This is a genomic window from Mitsuaria sp. BK037 (genome assembly GCF_014193045.1).
In the GTDB taxonomy this organism is placed as follows: domain Bacteria; phylum Pseudomonadota; class Gammaproteobacteria; order Burkholderiales; family Burkholderiaceae_C; genus Roseateles.
Genome location: NZ_JACHYS010000001.1, coordinates 716,708 through 731,939, shown reverse-complemented (window position 1 = coordinate 731,939; position 15,232 = coordinate 716,708). Strand labels below are relative to the sequence as shown.

General features: G+C 71.4%; 13 protein-coding genes. 3 read left to right on the top strand and 10 right to left on the bottom strand.

The window, feature by feature from the left end; all coding sequences use genetic code 11:
- Positions 1-2: 2 nt before the first annotated feature.
- The 4 genes from FHT37_RS03210 to FHT37_RS03195 form a co-directional block, all read right to left on the bottom strand.
- Complete coding sequence (locus FHT37_RS03210; RefSeq protein ID WP_183478816.1) at positions 3-1,115, bottom strand: ABC transporter substrate-binding protein; 1,113 nt, start codon at positions 1,113-1,115, stop codon at positions 3-5.
- Between the two features lie 107 nt (positions 1,116-1,222).
- On the bottom strand, positions 1,223-3,400 hold the full coding sequence (locus FHT37_RS03205; RefSeq protein ID WP_183478814.1) for a PAS domain S-box protein: 2,178 nt from the start codon (positions 3,398-3,400) through the stop codon (positions 1,223-1,225).
- Positions 3,397-3,960, bottom strand: a complete 564-nt coding sequence (locus tag FHT37_RS03200; protein ID WP_091723890.1) for a response regulator — start codon at positions 3,958-3,960, stop codon at positions 3,397-3,399. Before FHT37_RS03200 ends, FHT37_RS03205 begins: the two co-directional genes overlap by 4 nt.
- On the bottom strand, positions 3,953-5,368 hold the full coding sequence (locus FHT37_RS03195; RefSeq protein ID WP_183478812.1) for an HD domain-containing phosphohydrolase: 1,416 nt from the start codon (positions 5,366-5,368) through the stop codon (positions 3,953-3,955). The genes FHT37_RS03200 and FHT37_RS03195 overlap by 8 nt, the downstream gene beginning before the upstream one ends.
- Before the next feature lie 624 nt (positions 5,369-5,992).
- Here FHT37_RS03195 and FHT37_RS03190 point away from each other — a divergent pair.
- The 3 genes from FHT37_RS03190 to FHT37_RS03180 are packed head-to-tail and all read left to right on the top strand — an operon-like array spanning position 5,993 to position 9,074.
- The gene (locus tag FHT37_RS03190; RefSeq protein ID WP_091723885.1) at positions 5,993-6,730 is read left to right on the top strand and encodes an endonuclease/exonuclease/phosphatase family protein; all 738 of its coding nucleotides are present in this window, start codon (positions 5,993-5,995) and stop codon (positions 6,728-6,730) included.
- Positions 6,727-8,109, top strand: a complete 1,383-nt coding sequence (gene clsB, locus FHT37_RS03185) for a cardiolipin synthase ClsB (protein ID WP_183478810.1) — start codon at positions 6,727-6,729, stop codon at positions 8,107-8,109. The genes FHT37_RS03190 and clsB overlap by 4 nt, the downstream gene beginning before the upstream one ends.
- Positions 8,106-9,074, top strand: a complete 969-nt coding sequence (locus FHT37_RS03180) for a lysylphosphatidylglycerol synthase domain-containing protein (RefSeq protein ID WP_310739709.1) — start codon at positions 8,106-8,108, stop codon at positions 9,072-9,074. The genes clsB and FHT37_RS03180 overlap by 4 nt, the downstream gene beginning before the upstream one ends.
- A gap of 13 nt (positions 9,075-9,087) precedes the next feature.
- Here FHT37_RS03180 and FHT37_RS03175 read toward each other — a convergent pair whose 3' ends face one another.
- From FHT37_RS03175 to ssuE, 6 genes are all read right to left on the bottom strand, one after another.
- Complete coding sequence (locus FHT37_RS03175; RefSeq protein WP_183478806.1) at positions 9,088-10,419, bottom strand: DUF4010 domain-containing protein; 1,332 nt, start codon at positions 10,417-10,419, stop codon at positions 9,088-9,090.
- Between the two features lie 78 nt (positions 10,420-10,497).
- Positions 10,498-11,400: an ATP-binding cassette domain-containing protein gene (locus FHT37_RS03170; RefSeq protein ID WP_183481178.1), complete on the bottom strand. Its 903-nt coding sequence runs from the start codon at positions 11,398-11,400 to the stop codon at positions 10,498-10,500.
- A gap of 13 nt (positions 11,401-11,413) precedes the next feature.
- Positions 11,414-12,292 (bottom strand): aliphatic sulfonate ABC transporter permease SsuC, encoded by an 879-nt coding sequence (gene ssuC / locus FHT37_RS03165; RefSeq protein WP_183478803.1) that lies wholly within the window; start codon positions 12,290-12,292, stop codon positions 11,414-11,416.
- 1 nt (position 12,293) lies between these two features.
- Positions 12,294-13,475 carry an FMNH2-dependent alkanesulfonate monooxygenase gene (gene ssuD / locus FHT37_RS03160; protein WP_091723873.1) on the bottom strand — a complete coding sequence of 394 codons (1,182 nt, stop codon included), beginning with the start codon at positions 13,473-13,475 and terminating at the stop codon, positions 12,294-12,296.
- A gap of 26 nt (positions 13,476-13,501) precedes the next feature.
- Positions 13,502-14,494: a sulfonate ABC transporter substrate-binding protein gene (locus tag FHT37_RS03155; RefSeq protein WP_183478801.1), complete on the bottom strand. Its 993-nt coding sequence runs from the start codon at positions 14,492-14,494 to the stop codon at positions 13,502-13,504.
- Positions 14,495-14,546: 52 nt separating this feature from the next.
- Complete coding sequence (gene ssuE, locus FHT37_RS03150) at positions 14,547-15,116, bottom strand: NADPH-dependent FMN reductase (RefSeq protein WP_183478799.1); 570 nt, start codon at positions 15,114-15,116, stop codon at positions 14,547-14,549.
- Positions 15,117-15,232: the final 116 nt, after the last annotated feature.

Here is a 15,232-nt window from a genome sequence, read left to right as displayed (position 1 = left end):
GCCTAGTGGATGATCGTGACCGCGCGCGGCTTGACCGCGGCCAGACCGTCCAGGTAGACGGCATCGAGGAAGTTGGGCGCCCGCCCGGCGTCCACCATGCGCTGCTTCATCGCCCAGCGCCCCTCGTCCTCCAGCACCACCAGCAGGTGCTGCTCCAGCGACATCGAGAAGCGGCTGCGCGCCAGCAGCTCGCGGATCTCCTCCGACGGCTTGCCCAGCGCCTGCGCGACGATGGGCTCGCAGGCGGCGCGGTCGCGCTTGAGCAGCTCCTCGGCCTGCAGCAGCGCGGCGAGCAGGCGTCGCGCCGTCTCGCCGCGCTGGAGCACGAAACCGCGCAGCGAGGCCAGGTTGAAGCTGGAGTCGTAGACGCCCTCGCTCGGAAAGACCGACGCGCGGTCCCCCAGGCGCCGGCGCGCGTCGGCGACGTAGGGCTCCCAGGTCGCGATCGCATCGACCTCGCCGCTGGCGAGCGCGTCGGCCAGCTCGCGCGGCTTGCGGTCGACCACCTGGACATCGGCCCGCGACAGGCGCTCGCGCACCAGCAGCACGTCCAGGACGAAATCGCCGCTGGTGCCGGCGCTGACGCCGATGCGCTTGCCGCGCAGCGCGTCGGCGGACCAGATGCCCCGATCGGTGCGGGCGACGATGGCATGGTCGCTCTGGGTGGACAGGGTGGCCAGGATGATGACCGGATGGCCCTTGACCACCGCCAGAGCGACCGGCAACTCGGCGACGGTGGCCACGTCGGCCCGGCCGTCGAGGACCGCGTCCAGCGCCTCCTTGCCCGAGCCGTGCGGCTGCACGGTCACGGCCAGCCCCTGGCGTTCGAAGTAGCCCCGCGCATGGGCCACGAAGGCGGGCGCCGCGCCGGCATACGGCGTCACCGCGAGCACCACGGCCTGGCGCGCGCCCGGCGCCTCGGCCGGCGCCTCGGCCGGCGCCTCGGCCGGCGCGTCAGCCGGTGGTGCCGCGGCGCGATCACAGCCGGCCAGCGCCGCGGCAAGCGCGACGCACGCGACGCACGCGGCGAGCCGCCTCATGCGGCCAACCACGCGGCCCACGACGGCCAGGCGCCAAGGCGCCGCCGTCGCGGTCATCCTGTTTGCATCGGACATCGCAGCCCCCCTGCGTCTCGAAGGTCCCGGGGGATCGACGCCCCTCTCGGACAGCGACGATTAGAGGCCCAAGCCCGCGCGATGTCCAGGGACCGTCCGCGCGCCGGTCAGCCTGGCGCGGACACGTCTTCCGGTGGCTTGACGGGAATCCAGACCTCGAAGGTGGTTCCTTCGCCGGGGGCACTGCGCACCTCGATCCGCCCGGCATGCTTCTGCACGATGGAGTAGGACAGCGACAGCCCCAGCCCGGTGCCCTTGCCCACCGGCTTGGTCGTGAAGAAGGGCTCGAAGATGCGGCGCCGCACCTCCTCGCTCATGCCGGTGCCGGTGTCCTGCACCTCGACGCGGACCCAATCGCCCTCGGCCCGCGTGCGCAGGCGGATCTCGCCGCGCTGCGGGATGGCATGGGCCGCGTTGACGATCAGGTTCATGAAGACCTGGTTCAGCTGCGCCGCGATGCAGCGCACCGGCGGCAGCTGGCCGTAGTCCTTCTTCACGTCGGCCTTGTACTTGACCTCGTTCATCACGACGTTGAGCGTCGACTCGAGGCCCGCGTTGAGGTCGGCGTCCTGCCACTCGGCATGGTCCACGCGCGAGAAGTCCTTGAGGTCGTGCACGATCTTCTTGACCCGCACCAGGCCGTCGTCGCTCTCGTCGAGCAGCTGCGGCAGGTCCTCCTTGACGAAGGCCAGGTCGATGCGCCGGTCCAGCTCGCGCAGCGCGCGGTCGACGGCCTCGGGCAGCGTGCCGGGCGCCTGCGCCTGCATCGTGTCGAGCAGCTCGAACAGCGGCTCCACGTAGCCGCGCAGCGTGCTCATGTTGGAGCTGACGAAGCCGATGGGGTTGTTGATCTCATGCGCCACGCCGGCCGCGAGCTGGCCGATGGAGGCCATCTTCTCGGACTGCAGCAGCTGGTTCTGCGCCTCTTCTAGGCGGGTGTTGGTCGACTTGATGCGCTGGTAGTTTTCCTCAAGCTCGCGCTGCACGCGCCGCACCTCGCTGCGGTCCTGCAGCAACCACCAGGTCTGGGCCAGGCGGTCATGCGGATTGGCCACGTAGGCGATCATCTGGATCCACAGCGGCCGGCCGCGCGCGGAGACCATGGGCATCTCGTGCTGCAGCGACTCGCCGCGGGTGAGCACCGGATAGGCGATCGACGCCAGCGACTGGAAGTCCTCGTCGCTGGCGAAGAAGGAACGCGTCGGGATGCCGCTGGGCGAGGCGCCGTCGAGCTCGAACATCTCGTTGAACTTGCGGTTGCCGCGCACGATGCGCTGGTTGAGCGTGGTGACGATGCCCACCGACGCGTTCTCCAGGAAGGCCTCCAACTCATGGTGCGTGAGCAGCAGCTCGGCGGTGCGCTCGCTGACCAGCTCCTCGAGCTCGGCGCGATGGCGGCGCAGTTCCTCCTCGGCGCGGCGCCGCTGGGTGACGTCCTGCAGCGTCTCGATCGCGCCGATGACGTTGCCATGCGCATCCCGCAGCGGCGCGGCGGTGAAAAACAGCCAGCGTCCGCCGCCGTCCATCTGCGGGAAGAAGGACTCGACCTCATAGGCGTCGTCCACGGTCTCCGAGCGGCGGCAGCGGCCCTCGTACAGCGGGACGCCCTCCGCCTCGATGGTGCCGGCGATGATCAGGTCGGCCAGCAGCGGGCGCTCGTCCGGATAGAAGGCCGACCAGGCGTCCTGCCGCCCCAGCATGTCGAAGCGGTCGCGGCCGGTGAGCTTGGCGCAGGCGGCGTTCCAGTGCGTGACCCGGTGCTCGGCGTCGAGCACGAAGCTCGCGACCGGACTGTTCTCGATGATCTGGTGCAGCACGCGCCCCACGTCGAGCAGGCTGGTCTGCACATGGCGCATGTCGCTCAGGTCCTGCACCGTCATCACGTTAAGCCGGCGTCCGCGCAGGCTGACCGGTCGCGCGGTCAGCTCCAGCGACCGCGTCGAGCCGCTCGCCGTCAACGCCTCGATCTCGATGGCCGGCGGTGGATCGTCCTGCGCGATGGCCTGCAGGCCGTAGTGGCGCAGCGCCTCGCGCTGCTCGGGCGCGGCCCAGCCCTCGAACGGCATCGCCGCCATCGCGGCCGCGTCGTAGCCCAGCAGCCGCAGCATCGCCGCGTTGGCGTGGACGATGCCCGCCAGGTCATGCACGAGCACCGGCGTGGTCACCGCCTCCCAGGCGGCCGCCAGCTCGGCAGAGAAGTCGGCCGGCAGCTCGCCGGCCGCCGCCGGCTCGGCGAGCTGCGCTGCCATCGGCGCGGGCATCGACGCGGGGATGGCGGCGCTCATAGCTTCACGTCGCCCGGATCCTCCAGGATGAAGGATCCGTCGTCGGCCCAGTTGACATGGGTGATGCCGGGCTCCAGGCGCTCGAGCCGGCGCAGCTCCGCCTCCTGCGCGCTGATCTGGCCCTGCTGGGTGCGGACCAGGTCGGCCAGGCGGCGGTTCTCGATGACCAGGTCGCGGACCTGCAGCACCTGCCGCACCGCGCTGAGCAGTTCGAAGTCGGCCCAGGGCTTGGCGATGAAGCGCGCGATGGCGGCCTCGTTGACGGCCCGCACCAGCGCGTTCAGGTCGGCGTAGCCCGACAGGATGATGCGCTCGCAGTCGGGCTGCAGCGTGCGCAGCGCCGTCAGGAAGTCCACGCCATTCATCTCGGGCATGCGGTAGTCGGAGATCGCCAGCGCGTAGACCTGGCGCCGCGCCTGCTCCAGCGCCAGCGCGCCGTTGGCGCATTCGTCGACCTGGTAGCGGCTGCCGTCCGGCGCGCTCAGGCCATGGCGCAGCAACCGCTGCAGCGCATGGAGGATGCCGGGCTCGTCGTCCACGATCAGGATGCGTTCAGCCATGGGAGGCTCCTTGCGGGACGGTCGGGGCGGTCGGCGCTGTAGGCGCATTCGGTGCGGTCGGCACGCTCGGCGCGGCGGCCGGCCGCGCGCGCACCGGCCCGGCCTCCTCATCCGGCAGCCGGATGTAGAGCGCGAGCCGCACGCCCTCTCGGCCGGCGAACTCGCGGATCTGGCGCACCAGGCGCGCGTCGAAGACATGCCCCGCCGCCAGCAGCAGCGTGCCCTTGGGCGTCAGCAGGTCGCGCGCGAGCACCATGCCGGGCTCGACGTCCTGCGGGCTGACCTGGCGGTCGCGCGGCTTGTCCTCGGGCTCGTCGGTCAGGGCGAGCTCGAAGGCCTCGACGATCTCCGGCTCGTAGCGCGTGCCCGCGCCGCCGCGGATCAGCTGCAGCGCCTGCGCCGGGGAGAAGTGCTGCTCGGCCATGCGGCCCGACTGCGCGGCGCAGTAGTCGCTGGCCACGCTCAGCGCCTGCGAGGCCAGACCCACCGCGTTGCCCGACAGGCCGTCGGGGAAGCCCTTGCCGTCGATGCGCTCATGCTGCGAGCGCACCAGTCGCGCCACATGCTGCAGCTGGCCCAGCGGCAGCAGCGCGGCCTCGCCGTTGAGCGTGTGGCGGCGGTAGCGCGCGATCTCCTCGGCGTTCATCGTCGACACCGGCTTGCGCAGCAGCGCGTCGGGGAAGCCGATCTTGCCGATCTCGTGCAGCAGGCCGGCGCTGTGGACGTCTTCCTCCACTCGCGGTCCCAGGCCCATGCGGCGCGCCGTGCGCCGCGCCAGGTCGGCGACCTGGCGCGAGTAGCCCGCCAGCCCGCCCTCGCGCAGCTCCAGCAGGCCCGAGAAGACCTGGATGGAGAGCAGGAAGTTCTCCTTCACCTGCTCGAAGGATTTCTCCAGCATCGCGTTGACCTGCTCGATCTCCTGCGTGCGGGCGCGCACCCGCTGCGAGAGGTCGGCGTTGAGCGACTGCAGCTCGGCGTTCTGGGTCTTGGTCAGCTGCAGCAGCGCGCGATTCTCGAGTTCGAGCCGGCGGCGCGCCAGCGCGTCGTCGATCGCCAGGAGCAGCTCGCGGTCGTCCCAGGGCTTGGAGATGTGGCGCTGGATCTGGCCGCGGTTGACGGCCGCGACCGTGGCCTGGATGTCGGCATAACCGGTCAGCAGGATGCGGCCCACCGAGGGCCAGCGCTCCCGCACCTGCTCGAGGAACATCGCGCCGTCCATCTCCGGCATGCGCATGTCCGACACCACGACATCGACGGGTTCCTGGGCGAGGATCTCCAGCCCGGCCGCCCCGCCGGACGCGAGCAGCACGCGATAGCCCTGGGGCCGGACCAGCCGGCGCAATGCGCTGAGGATCGACGGCTCGTCGTCCACGAACAGGACGACGGGCTGCGCGGTCTCTTCGGTCATCTGTCGTCTCCCTGATGTGACCTGTCGCCGAACGCCCGACGAGTTTAGGCCGGGTCTTGCGTCGCGAGCCGTCGGCCGCCGTGCGATGACCCCGACGTCATCCGGGGCTTGGGGCGTGGGGGCCAGCGGAAGTCGCACCGCCGCCCTGCGCGCGCACGCCACAGCGTCGCCGCGCCCCCAGGCGCTTCGACACCTGCCCGGGCGCGGCAAAAGCCATGCCTGTTCAATGACTTGAACGAAAGACTTGAAGCGGCACTTCGCCAGCGCGAGCGTCGTCATCGGCGCCGCGCGTTCCTGAGCACGGCGTGCAGCGTTGCGCAACCGGGCCCGGGGAATCCCCTGAATCAGCGGTGGGACTCCGCGCCGCGCGATTGCGACGACGGCCGCGAGGGGTCTAGTATTGGCCGCTCCCACCCGGCCTCCGCGAGCCTCGCGCTCCGAGCCGGGAGCCCGCCGCGAGCTGCGGCCAACCGCCAACAGGAGCACCCCATGCTTGAACTGATCGGCGCGATTCTGGTGGGCGCCTTCGCGCTCACCTTCGGGGTCCTGTGCGTGGGCCCCATGGTGCTGAAGTCTGACGACCAGTAAACCCTGACGGGCACAGGGCTTGCCGCTGGGCAGGCCATGAAGTTCACCGTCCTCACCGTCAATCTCCACAAGGGTTTCGGTTTCTTCAACCGCCGCTTCATCCTGCACGAGTTGCGGGAAGCGGTGCGGGCCGTGTCCGCCGACGTCGTCTTCCTGCAGGAAGTGCTCGGCGAGCATGAACTGCACGCGGCCCGTGTCCCGACCTGGCCCCAGGCGCCCCACTACGAGTTCCTGGCCGACAGCCTCTGGAGCGACTTCGCCTACGGCCGCAACGCCGTCTATCCGCAGGGGCATCACGGCAATGCCCTGCTGTCGAAGTTCGCCATCACCCATCACACCAACCATGACGTGTCGGTGGAAGGACCGGAGCGCCGGGGCCTGCTGCACAGCGTGCTCAAGCTGGAAGGCGGCCGCCAGCTGCATGCGATCTGCGTCCACCTGGGCCTGCGCGAGTCGCATCGCCAGCGCCAGGTCGAGCGCCTGTGCCAGCTGATCGACAGCCTGCCGCCTGAAGACCCGGTGGTCGTGGCCGGCGACTTCAACGACTGGCGCCAGCGCGCGCACCGCATGCTGAGCCGCTGCGCGGGACTGGCCGAGGTCTTCGTGAAGTCCTACGGCGCGGCCGCGCGTACCTTCCCGGCGCGCTTCCCGCTGCTGCCGCTGGACCGCATCTACGTGCGCGGCGCCTCGGTGCAGCATCCGATCGTGCTGCCGCGCCGGCCCTGGTCGCACCTGTCGGACCATGCGCCGCTGGCCGCGGAGATCCGCCTATGAAGCGTCCGGACTGGACCGAAGGCAACCGCATCGAGCTGCTCGAGAACGGCGAGGAGTACTTCCCCGCCGTCTTCGCCGCGATCGAGTCGGCCCGCGAGGAAGTGCTGATCGAGACCTTCATCCTGTTCGAGGACAAGGTCGGCCTGGCCTTGCGCGAGGTGCTGATCGCCGCCGCCCGGCGCGGCGTGCGCGTGGACATGACGGTGGACGGTTTCGGTTCTCCGGAGCTTTCCGAAGGCTTCGTCCGCGGTCTCACCGAGGCCGGCGTGCGGCTGCACGTCTTCGATCCGCCGCCGCGCTTGTCGCGTCGCCTGAAGCCTTTCCGGCGGCTGCATCGCAAGATCGTCGTCGTCGATGGGACGACCGGCTTCATCGGCGGCATCAATTTCTCGGCCGACCATCTGATCGATTTCGGCCCCGAGGCCAAGCAGGACTACGCGGTGCGCGTCCACGGCCCGGTGGTGACGCAGCTGCGCCGCGCGACGCTCGAGATCCTCGGCACGACGACGACGAAGACGAAGACGAAGACGACGAAGACTGCAACAACGGAGACGACGGAGACGACGACGGCGACGTCGGCCGGCCCCGCCGCGCAGCGACGCTGGTGGCCCGGCCGGGCCCGCGAGCCGCGCGCGACGGCGTCGACCGCGCTCGGGGACCAGGCCTTGCGCGCCGGCTCGGCCAAGGCGGTCGTCGTCACCCGCGACAACCATCGCCATCGCGACGACATCGAGCGCATGTACCGCATGGCCCTGCATGCGGCGCGGCACGAGGTGATCATCGCCAACGCCTATTTCTTCCCCGGCTTCCTGCTGCTGCGGAGCATGCAGCGCGCGGCGCGGCGCGGCGTGGCGGTCCACCTGGTCCTGCAGGGACAGCCCGACATCCCCTGGGCGCGCTGGGCCGCGCGCATGGTCTACGACCAGCTGATGCGCGCCGGCGTCCACATCCACGAGTACTGCGAGCGGCCGATGCACGGCAAGGTCGCGCTGGTGGACGGCGCCTGGGCGACGGTGGGCTCCAGCAACCTGGACCCGCTGAGCCTGTCGCTGAACCTGGAGGCCAACCTCATCGTCGAGGACCGCGAGTTCAACCGCGCACTGCGCGACAAGCTGCAGCCGCTGATGCGCAGCCACTGCCGGCTGCTGAAGCTGGAGGAGACCAACGCGCACCGTTGGTGGTGGCGACTGGGCATGGGCGCGCTGGTCTTTCACGTGATGCGGCATTTCCCGCGCTGGCTGGCGCGGCTGCCGCGACAGACGCAGCCGCTGTTGCCGGTGGCGGAAACGCCGGTGGTGGTCAGCGCGCCGCAGACACCGGCGATCGAGGCCTGGCAATGGCACGCCACGAAGCAGTTGAGCAAGGAAGCCGCGGAGTGAGCCGGAACGGCCGCGGCGACGCGGCGCCGGCGCGCCGTCGCTGGCGCGGCCTGCGCGGCTGGCGCGGCTGGGGGCGCTGGCTCAGCGCCGCCTTCGCGATCGCCGTCGTGGCGCTGCTGGCCTGGGCGGCGCGCCAGATCGACTGGAACGAGGTCGGCGACGCGCTGCGGCAGCTGCCTGTGGGCGTGCTGGCCGCGGGCGGCGCGCTGTGCGCGCTCAGCCACCTGATCTACAGCGGCTACGACCTGATCGGCAAGCGCTGGACGCGGCACCCGGTGCCGACGCGGCGCGTCATGCTGATCACCTTCATCAGCTATGCGTTCAATCTCAACCTGGGCTCGCTGGTCGGCGGCGTGGCGATGCGGCTGCGTCTCTATGCCCGCGAGGGTTTGAGGCATCCCGTCCCGGCCAAGGTCCTGGCGCTCAGCATGGCCTCCAACTGGCTCGGTTATGGCCTGCTGGCGGGCGGCCTGTTCCTCTTCGGCTGGCTGGCCCCGCCGGCGGACTGGCGCATCGGCGCAGCCGCGCTGCGCGGGCTGGGCGCGCTGATGTGGACCGTCGTGCTGGGCTACCTGGCCTTGTGCGCCTTCTCGCCGCGCCGCGAGTTCCGCTTGCGCGGCCACCACTTCTTCGTCCCCAGCCTGCGCATCGCGCTGATGCAGCTGCTGATCGCCTCCGCCAACTGGCTGACCATCGGCGCGGTGCTGTGGGTGCTGTTGCAGCAGGACGTGGACTACGGCCACACGCTGGCGGTGCTGCTGGTCGCGGCGGTGGCCGGCGTCATCACCCATGTGCCGGCCGGGCTGGGCGTGCTGGAAGGCGTGTTCGTCGCCTTCCTCGGACCCACGCTCGGCGACGGCCAGGTGCTGGCGGCGCTGATCGCCTACCGCGCGCTGTACTACCTCGCGCCGCTGGCGGTCGCGGCGATCGCGTATTTCGTGCTGGAGGCGAAGGCGCGGCGCTGAACCGCAGCCCTGCTCAGGGCCCGTTGCCGTTGGCGTAGGGCAGCAGCGCCTCGACCAGCGGCTTGACCAGCTCGCGCAGCAGCAGGCCCAGTCCGCCCGCCAGCGCGATGCCCACCATCGCGATCGCCAGGCGCGCGATCAGGGGCCGATGCCCGGTGCGCACGATGAAGGACAGGCTGAACACCAGGCTGGTGAGCGATGCCAGCACCGCGCCGTTGGCCGCGACGTCGAAGCCGATCGCGCCCTGCGCCGCCATGCTCGCCGCGGCGGCCACCGCGCTGGCGCTGGACAGCAGCCCGCCGATGACGGTGACCGCATAGAAGCCGGCCTCGCCGAACTCGCGCTGCATCAGCCGGCCCACGATGTGCAGCGCCAGGAACAGCAGCCCGTAGCGCAGCGCCACCGGCAGCGAGAACGGCAGCTCCAGCTTGATGTCCGAGACATCCGCGGTCGGCGTGCCGTTGCGCTGCAGCAGGCTCAGCGCCACGAAGCCCGCCGCCGACAGCACCATCATCCCGAAGGCCGCCGCCGCGTTGACGAAGGCCAGCGGCGTGAGGATCAGCAGCAGCACCGCGTTGCGCAGCACCATCGCGGCCACCGCCACCAGCACCGCGCGGTAAGCGCCTTCGGCGAAGCGGCCGGCGGTCTCGCGGACCCGCGTGGCCATCTCGACGACGGTGAAGTTGCTGTTGACCAGACCACCGAAGAAGGCCGACAGCTCCGCGCCCTTGGAGCCATACATCTTCCACAGGATGTAGTTCACGAAGCCGATGCTGGCGATCAGGATCACCGTGACCCAGGCGGCGCGCGGCTCGATCAGCCGCCACGGACCGACCGCGCCAGCCGGCAGCGCCGGGTAGATGACGATGGCCAGGATCGCGAGCCGCAGGGCCGAGCGCACCTCGCCCTCGGTCAGGCCCATCGACAGGCCCGAGAGCCGCTCCTTCCAGGCCAGCAGCGCGGTCGTGCTCACCATCACCGCCGCCGGCGTCACCGTGTGGCCGAGCCCGCACAGCACGCCCGCCATGCAGGTCACCAGCATCGCGGCGGAGGTCGTCAGCTCCGGCCCATGGCCGCCGCGCATCGTGTGCACGTTCAGCGGGATCGCCAGGCCGGCGGCCAGGATCAGGCTCAGCAGCGCGTAATGCTCGCCCAGCGAGCCGCCCAGCGCGCCGAGCAAGGCGATGAAGCCGAAGGTCCGCAGCCCGGCCTCCTTGCCGCGCCGCTCCCGCTCCAGGCCCAGCAGCAGGCCCAGCGACAGGGCCAGCGCCAGGCGCAGGAGGATCTCGAGGTAGGGCCACTCCGTATTGGGCAGTGGCGTGGCGATGGGCAGCGGCAGTGTCATCGGGCCAGGGTACCCCAAGGACCGAACGCGCCTCAAGCCGCCAGCGCAGGGACCGCCTCGCCCTGCCCCGCCCTCGCCCTACACCGCCCAGCGCAGCATCGGCGCGGGCACCGGCACCGCCGCGTGGTCGGGCGGTGTCTCGGGCTCGCGGTCCGGCGCGCTCAGCACGCGATCGAGCAGCCGCTGCTCCAGCGCCGCGAAGGCCGCGTCGCGACGGCGCGGTCGCGGCAGGTCGATGCGCAGGTCCAGCGCCAGCCGGCCGTCCTCGATCAGCAGCACCCGGTCCGCCAGCGCGACCGCCTCGGCCACGTCGTGCGTCACCAGCAGCGCGGTGAAGCCGTGCCGCGTCCACAGCGACTCGATCAGCCGCTGCATGTCGATGCGGGTCAGCGCGTCCAGCGCGCCCAGCGGTTCGTCCAGCAGCAGCAGCTTCGGCGCGTGCACCAGCGCCCGGGCGAGCGCCACGCGCTGGCGTTGACCGCCGGACAGCCGGGCCGGCCACTCGCCCGCGCGGTCGGCCAGGCCCACCTGCGCGAGCGCCTTCAGCGCGCGCTCGCGGGCGCCCTCGCCGTCCAGGCCGAGGGCGACGTTGTCGACCACCTTGGCCCACGGCAGCAGCCGCGCCTCCTGGAACATGAAGCGCGTGGCCGACGCCTCGCCAGCCGCGAGCGTCCCCGCGCTCGGCTGATCGAGCCCGGCGAGCAGCCGCAGCAGCGTGCTCTTGCCGCAGCCGCTGCGGCCGATGACCGCGACGAACTCGCCGGCCTCGATCCGCAGGTCCACGCCGCGCAAGACCCGGCGCTCGCCGAAGGACTTGCCCAGGCCCGCCAGCGTCACCGCCTCGCCACCGGCCGCGGCGTCGCGCGGGCCGGCCAGGCCGCGGCGCGCAAGCGGCGGCAGCGGCGCATCCACCTCGGCCGGCAGCGCCGCGGGCTGGGAGTCCTGCGCATCGGCCAGGACGTCGATCTCGGTGACGCTCATCATGTCTTGCCCGTCATGTCTGATAGCCCGGATGCCAGCGCAGCCAGGCGCGCTCCAGCGCCTGAGCCGCGACGTCGGCCAGCTTGCCCAGCAGCGCGTAGATCAGGATGCCCACCAGCACCACGTCCGTCTGCAGGAACTCGCGCGCGTTCATCGTCATGTAGCCGATGCCGCTCTGCGCCGAGATCGTCTCGGCCACGATCAGCAGCACCCACATGAGCCCGAGCGAGAAGCGCAACCCCACGAGGATGGAGGCCGTCGCCCCGGGCAGGATCACCCGCCGGTACAGCGCCCCGCCGCGCAGGCCGTAGGAGCGCGCCATCTCGATCAGGTCGCGGTCCACGCCGCGGATGCCGTGGAAGGTGTTCAGGTAGACCGGGAAGAACACGCCCAGCGCCACCAGGAACAGCTTGGCCGTCTCGTCGATGCCGAACCACAGGATCACCAGCGGGATCAGCGCCAGCGGCGGGATGTTGCGCAGCATCTGGAGCGTCGTGTCCAGCGCCGTCTCGGCCCAGCGCTGCGAGCCGGTCAGCAGGCCCAGCAGCAGCCCCAGGCCGCCACCGATCGCGAAGCCGAGGAAGGCCCGGCCGGTGCTCACCACCAGGTGCCGCCAGAGCTCGCCCGACAGCGCCAGCTCCCACGCCGCCCGCGCCACCGCCGAAGGCGCCGGCAGCACCCGCGTCGACAGCCAGCCGGCCTGCGCGCTCAGTTGCCAGAGCGCCAGCACCGCCAGCGGCACCAGCCATGGGGCCAATCGCCGGAGCGCCGCGGCGGACGCGGCCCGCCACGCCTGCGGTTGACGTGGCGCCTCCCGCTCGCCGGCGGTCCCTCCGGTCGCAGTCCCCACGATGCGCGGCGCGCGTGGCGCCTCGATCACGGCCGTTCCCATCTCAGCTCGCGGCGGCCAGCTTGGCCGGACCGGGGACGTAGCTGTTGGCGACGATCTCGCCGAAGGGGCCCGTCAGCTTGGGCGCGCTGAGCTTCTCGCGCAGCGCCAGCGGCAGCAGCGGGAACACCAGCTCGGCGAAGCGGTACGCCTCCTCCAGGTGCGGATAGCCGCTGAGCACGAAGTACTCCAGGCCCAGCGCGGCGTACTCCTGCAGTCGGTCGGCCACCTGCTGCGGATTGCCGACCAGCGCCGTGCCCGCACCGCCACGCACCAGGCCGACGCCGGCCCACAGGTTGGGCGAGATCTCCAGCCCGCTACGGATGTCGTCCTTGTTGAACCGACCCTTGTGCAGTTCGGCCATGCGGCGCTGCCCCACCGAATCCATCGCGGCAAACTTGGCCTGCGCCGCCGCGATCACGTCCTCGTCGAGGTGCTTGACCAGGTCGCCGGCGGCGGCCCAGGCTTCCTCCTCGGTCTCGCGGACGATCACATGCAGGCGGATGCCGTACTCGAGGCGGCGCCCCTTGGCCTGCGCGCGTTGGCGCACTTCGCCGAGCTTCTCGGCGACGGCGGCGGGCGGCTCGCCCCAGGTCAGGTAGGTGTCGACCTGCTCGGCCGCCAGCTCGATCGCCGGCCCCGACGAGCCGCCGAAGAACACCGGCGGATAGGGCCGGCTCACCGGCGGGTACAGCAGCTTGCCGCCCTTCACCCGCAGCTGGTCGCCGTCGAAATCGACCGCCTCTCCTTCGTGACTGGCGCGCAGCACCTCGCGCCACACGGTCAGGAACTCGGTGGACAGCGCGTAGCGCTCTTCATGCGGCAGGAACAGGCCGTCGCCGGCCAGTTCGTCCGGATCGCCGCCGGTGACCAGGTTGACCAGCAGGCGCCCGCCCGAGAGCCGGTCCAAGGTGGCGGCCATGCGCGCCGACTGCACCGGCTGCACCAGCCCCGGCCGCAGCGCGACGAGGAACTTCAGCCGACGCGTCGCCTCGATCAGGCTGGCCGCGACGATCCAGCTGTCCTCGCAGCTGCGGCCGGTGGGCAGCAGCACGCCCTCGTAGCCGAGGCTGTCGGCCGCGATCGCGACCTGGCGGTAGTAGTCGAAGTCCGCGACGCGGGCGCCCCTGGAGGTGCCGAGGTAGCGCGAGTCGCCGTGCGTGGGGATGAACCAGAGGATCTTCATGGGGGGACCTTCTCTCGTCGTGCCGCTCACTTGGCGGCGGTGCGGACCGACTTCGGCAGCGCGTCGGCGATGCGGATGGGCTTGGGGATCAGCTTCAGCGCATGGAAGGTGTCGGCGATCTTCTGCTGCTCGGCCGCGATCGCCGGCGTGATCGGCTGGATGCCGTAGGCGAAGCGCGCGGCCGCGAGCTCGGTGGTCGCCACGTCCAGGCCGATCTGCGGCGCGAGCAAGGCCGCCACGGCGGCGGTGTTGGCCTCGGACCAGCGGTCCAGCCGCGCCAGTTCGTCGACAATCGCCTGCACGACCTGCGGATGCTTCTCCGCGTAGCCGCGCGCGGCCAGGTAGAACTGGTGGTTCGCGACGACGCCCTTGCCATCGGCGATCACGCGCGCGCCGAGCTGCCGTTCGGCCGCGGCGAGGAAGGGATCCCAGATCACCCAGGCGTCGACAGCGCCGCGTTCGAAGGCGGCGCGCGCGTCGGCCGGCGGCAGGTAGACGACCTGGATGTCGCTGTACTTCAGGCCCTGCTTCTCCAGCAGCTTGACCAGCAGGTAGTGGACGTTGGAGCCCTTGTTCAGCACCACCTTGCGGCCCTTGAGATCGGCCAGCGTGCGCACCGGCGAGTCCTTGGGCACGATCAGCGCCTCGGCCGCCGGCGCGGGCGGCTGGTTGGCGACGTAGACCAGGTCCGCGCCGGCTGCCTGCGCGAAGATCGGCGGCGCCTCGCCGACGGTGCCGAAGTCGATGGAACCGACGTTCAGCCCCTCGAGCAGCTGCGGGCCGGCGGGGAACTCGGTCCACTTCACCGTGATGCCCAGCGGCGCCAGGCGCTTCTCCAGGTCGCCCTTGGCCTTCAGCACGGTCAGCGTGCCGTACTTCTGGAAGCCGATGCGGAGCTCGGTGGGATTGGCCGGCGCCTGCGCGTGCGCGCCTGCATGCAGGCCGAGCGTCGCGGCGAGCGCGGCGGAGAAGGTGACGGCGCGGATCAGCGCCGCGCGGCGATCGAGGAAGAGCTTCATGAGGAGGTCGCGGAGTGGGAGGTTGTTGGAGAGCGCCGGCCAAGGCCGACGTTCAGAGGACCAGGGCGGGACGCGCGATGGGCGCCGCGCGCTCGGGCGTGGGCACGCGATCGATCACCTGCGAGGCGCCCGCCAGCAGGCGGCGGGCGATGTCATCGCCGACGCGGTACTCGCCGGCGGCATCCTTGGCGATCTGCGCGTCGCTGGCATAGACGCCATCGATGTGCGAGCGCGCCCCGAGCGCGGACAGCACCGGCAGCAGGCCGTAGTCGAGCGCCAGCAGATGCGCGAGGCTGCCGCCCGTCGCCAGCGTCCAGACCGTCTTGCCGGTCAGGCCGTCCTGCGGCAGCAGGTCGAGGAAGACCTTCAGCAGCCCGCTGTAGGCCGCCTTGTAGATGGGGGTCGCGATGACGATGGTCTTCGCCTCGGCGACCGAGGCGAGCGCCTCGCGCAGGGTCGCGTCCCCGATGTCCGCATGAAGCAGCGCCTGCGCGGGCAGATCGCGCAGCTTGAGGGTGCGGGTCGCGAGCCCGTGGTGATGCAGGCGCTGCGCCGCGGCGCTCAGCAAGGCGCCGGAGCGCGAGTGGACACTGGGACTGGCGGCGATGAGCAGGACGGACATGGCGGTCGGGGGATGAAGCAGGGACCGGGTCATTCTGCGAATCGGCCGTCATTCCCTGAACGAAGCAGAACGCCGATGGATAGGCGTAAAACGGCTATCGCCAGACGCCCGGGCAC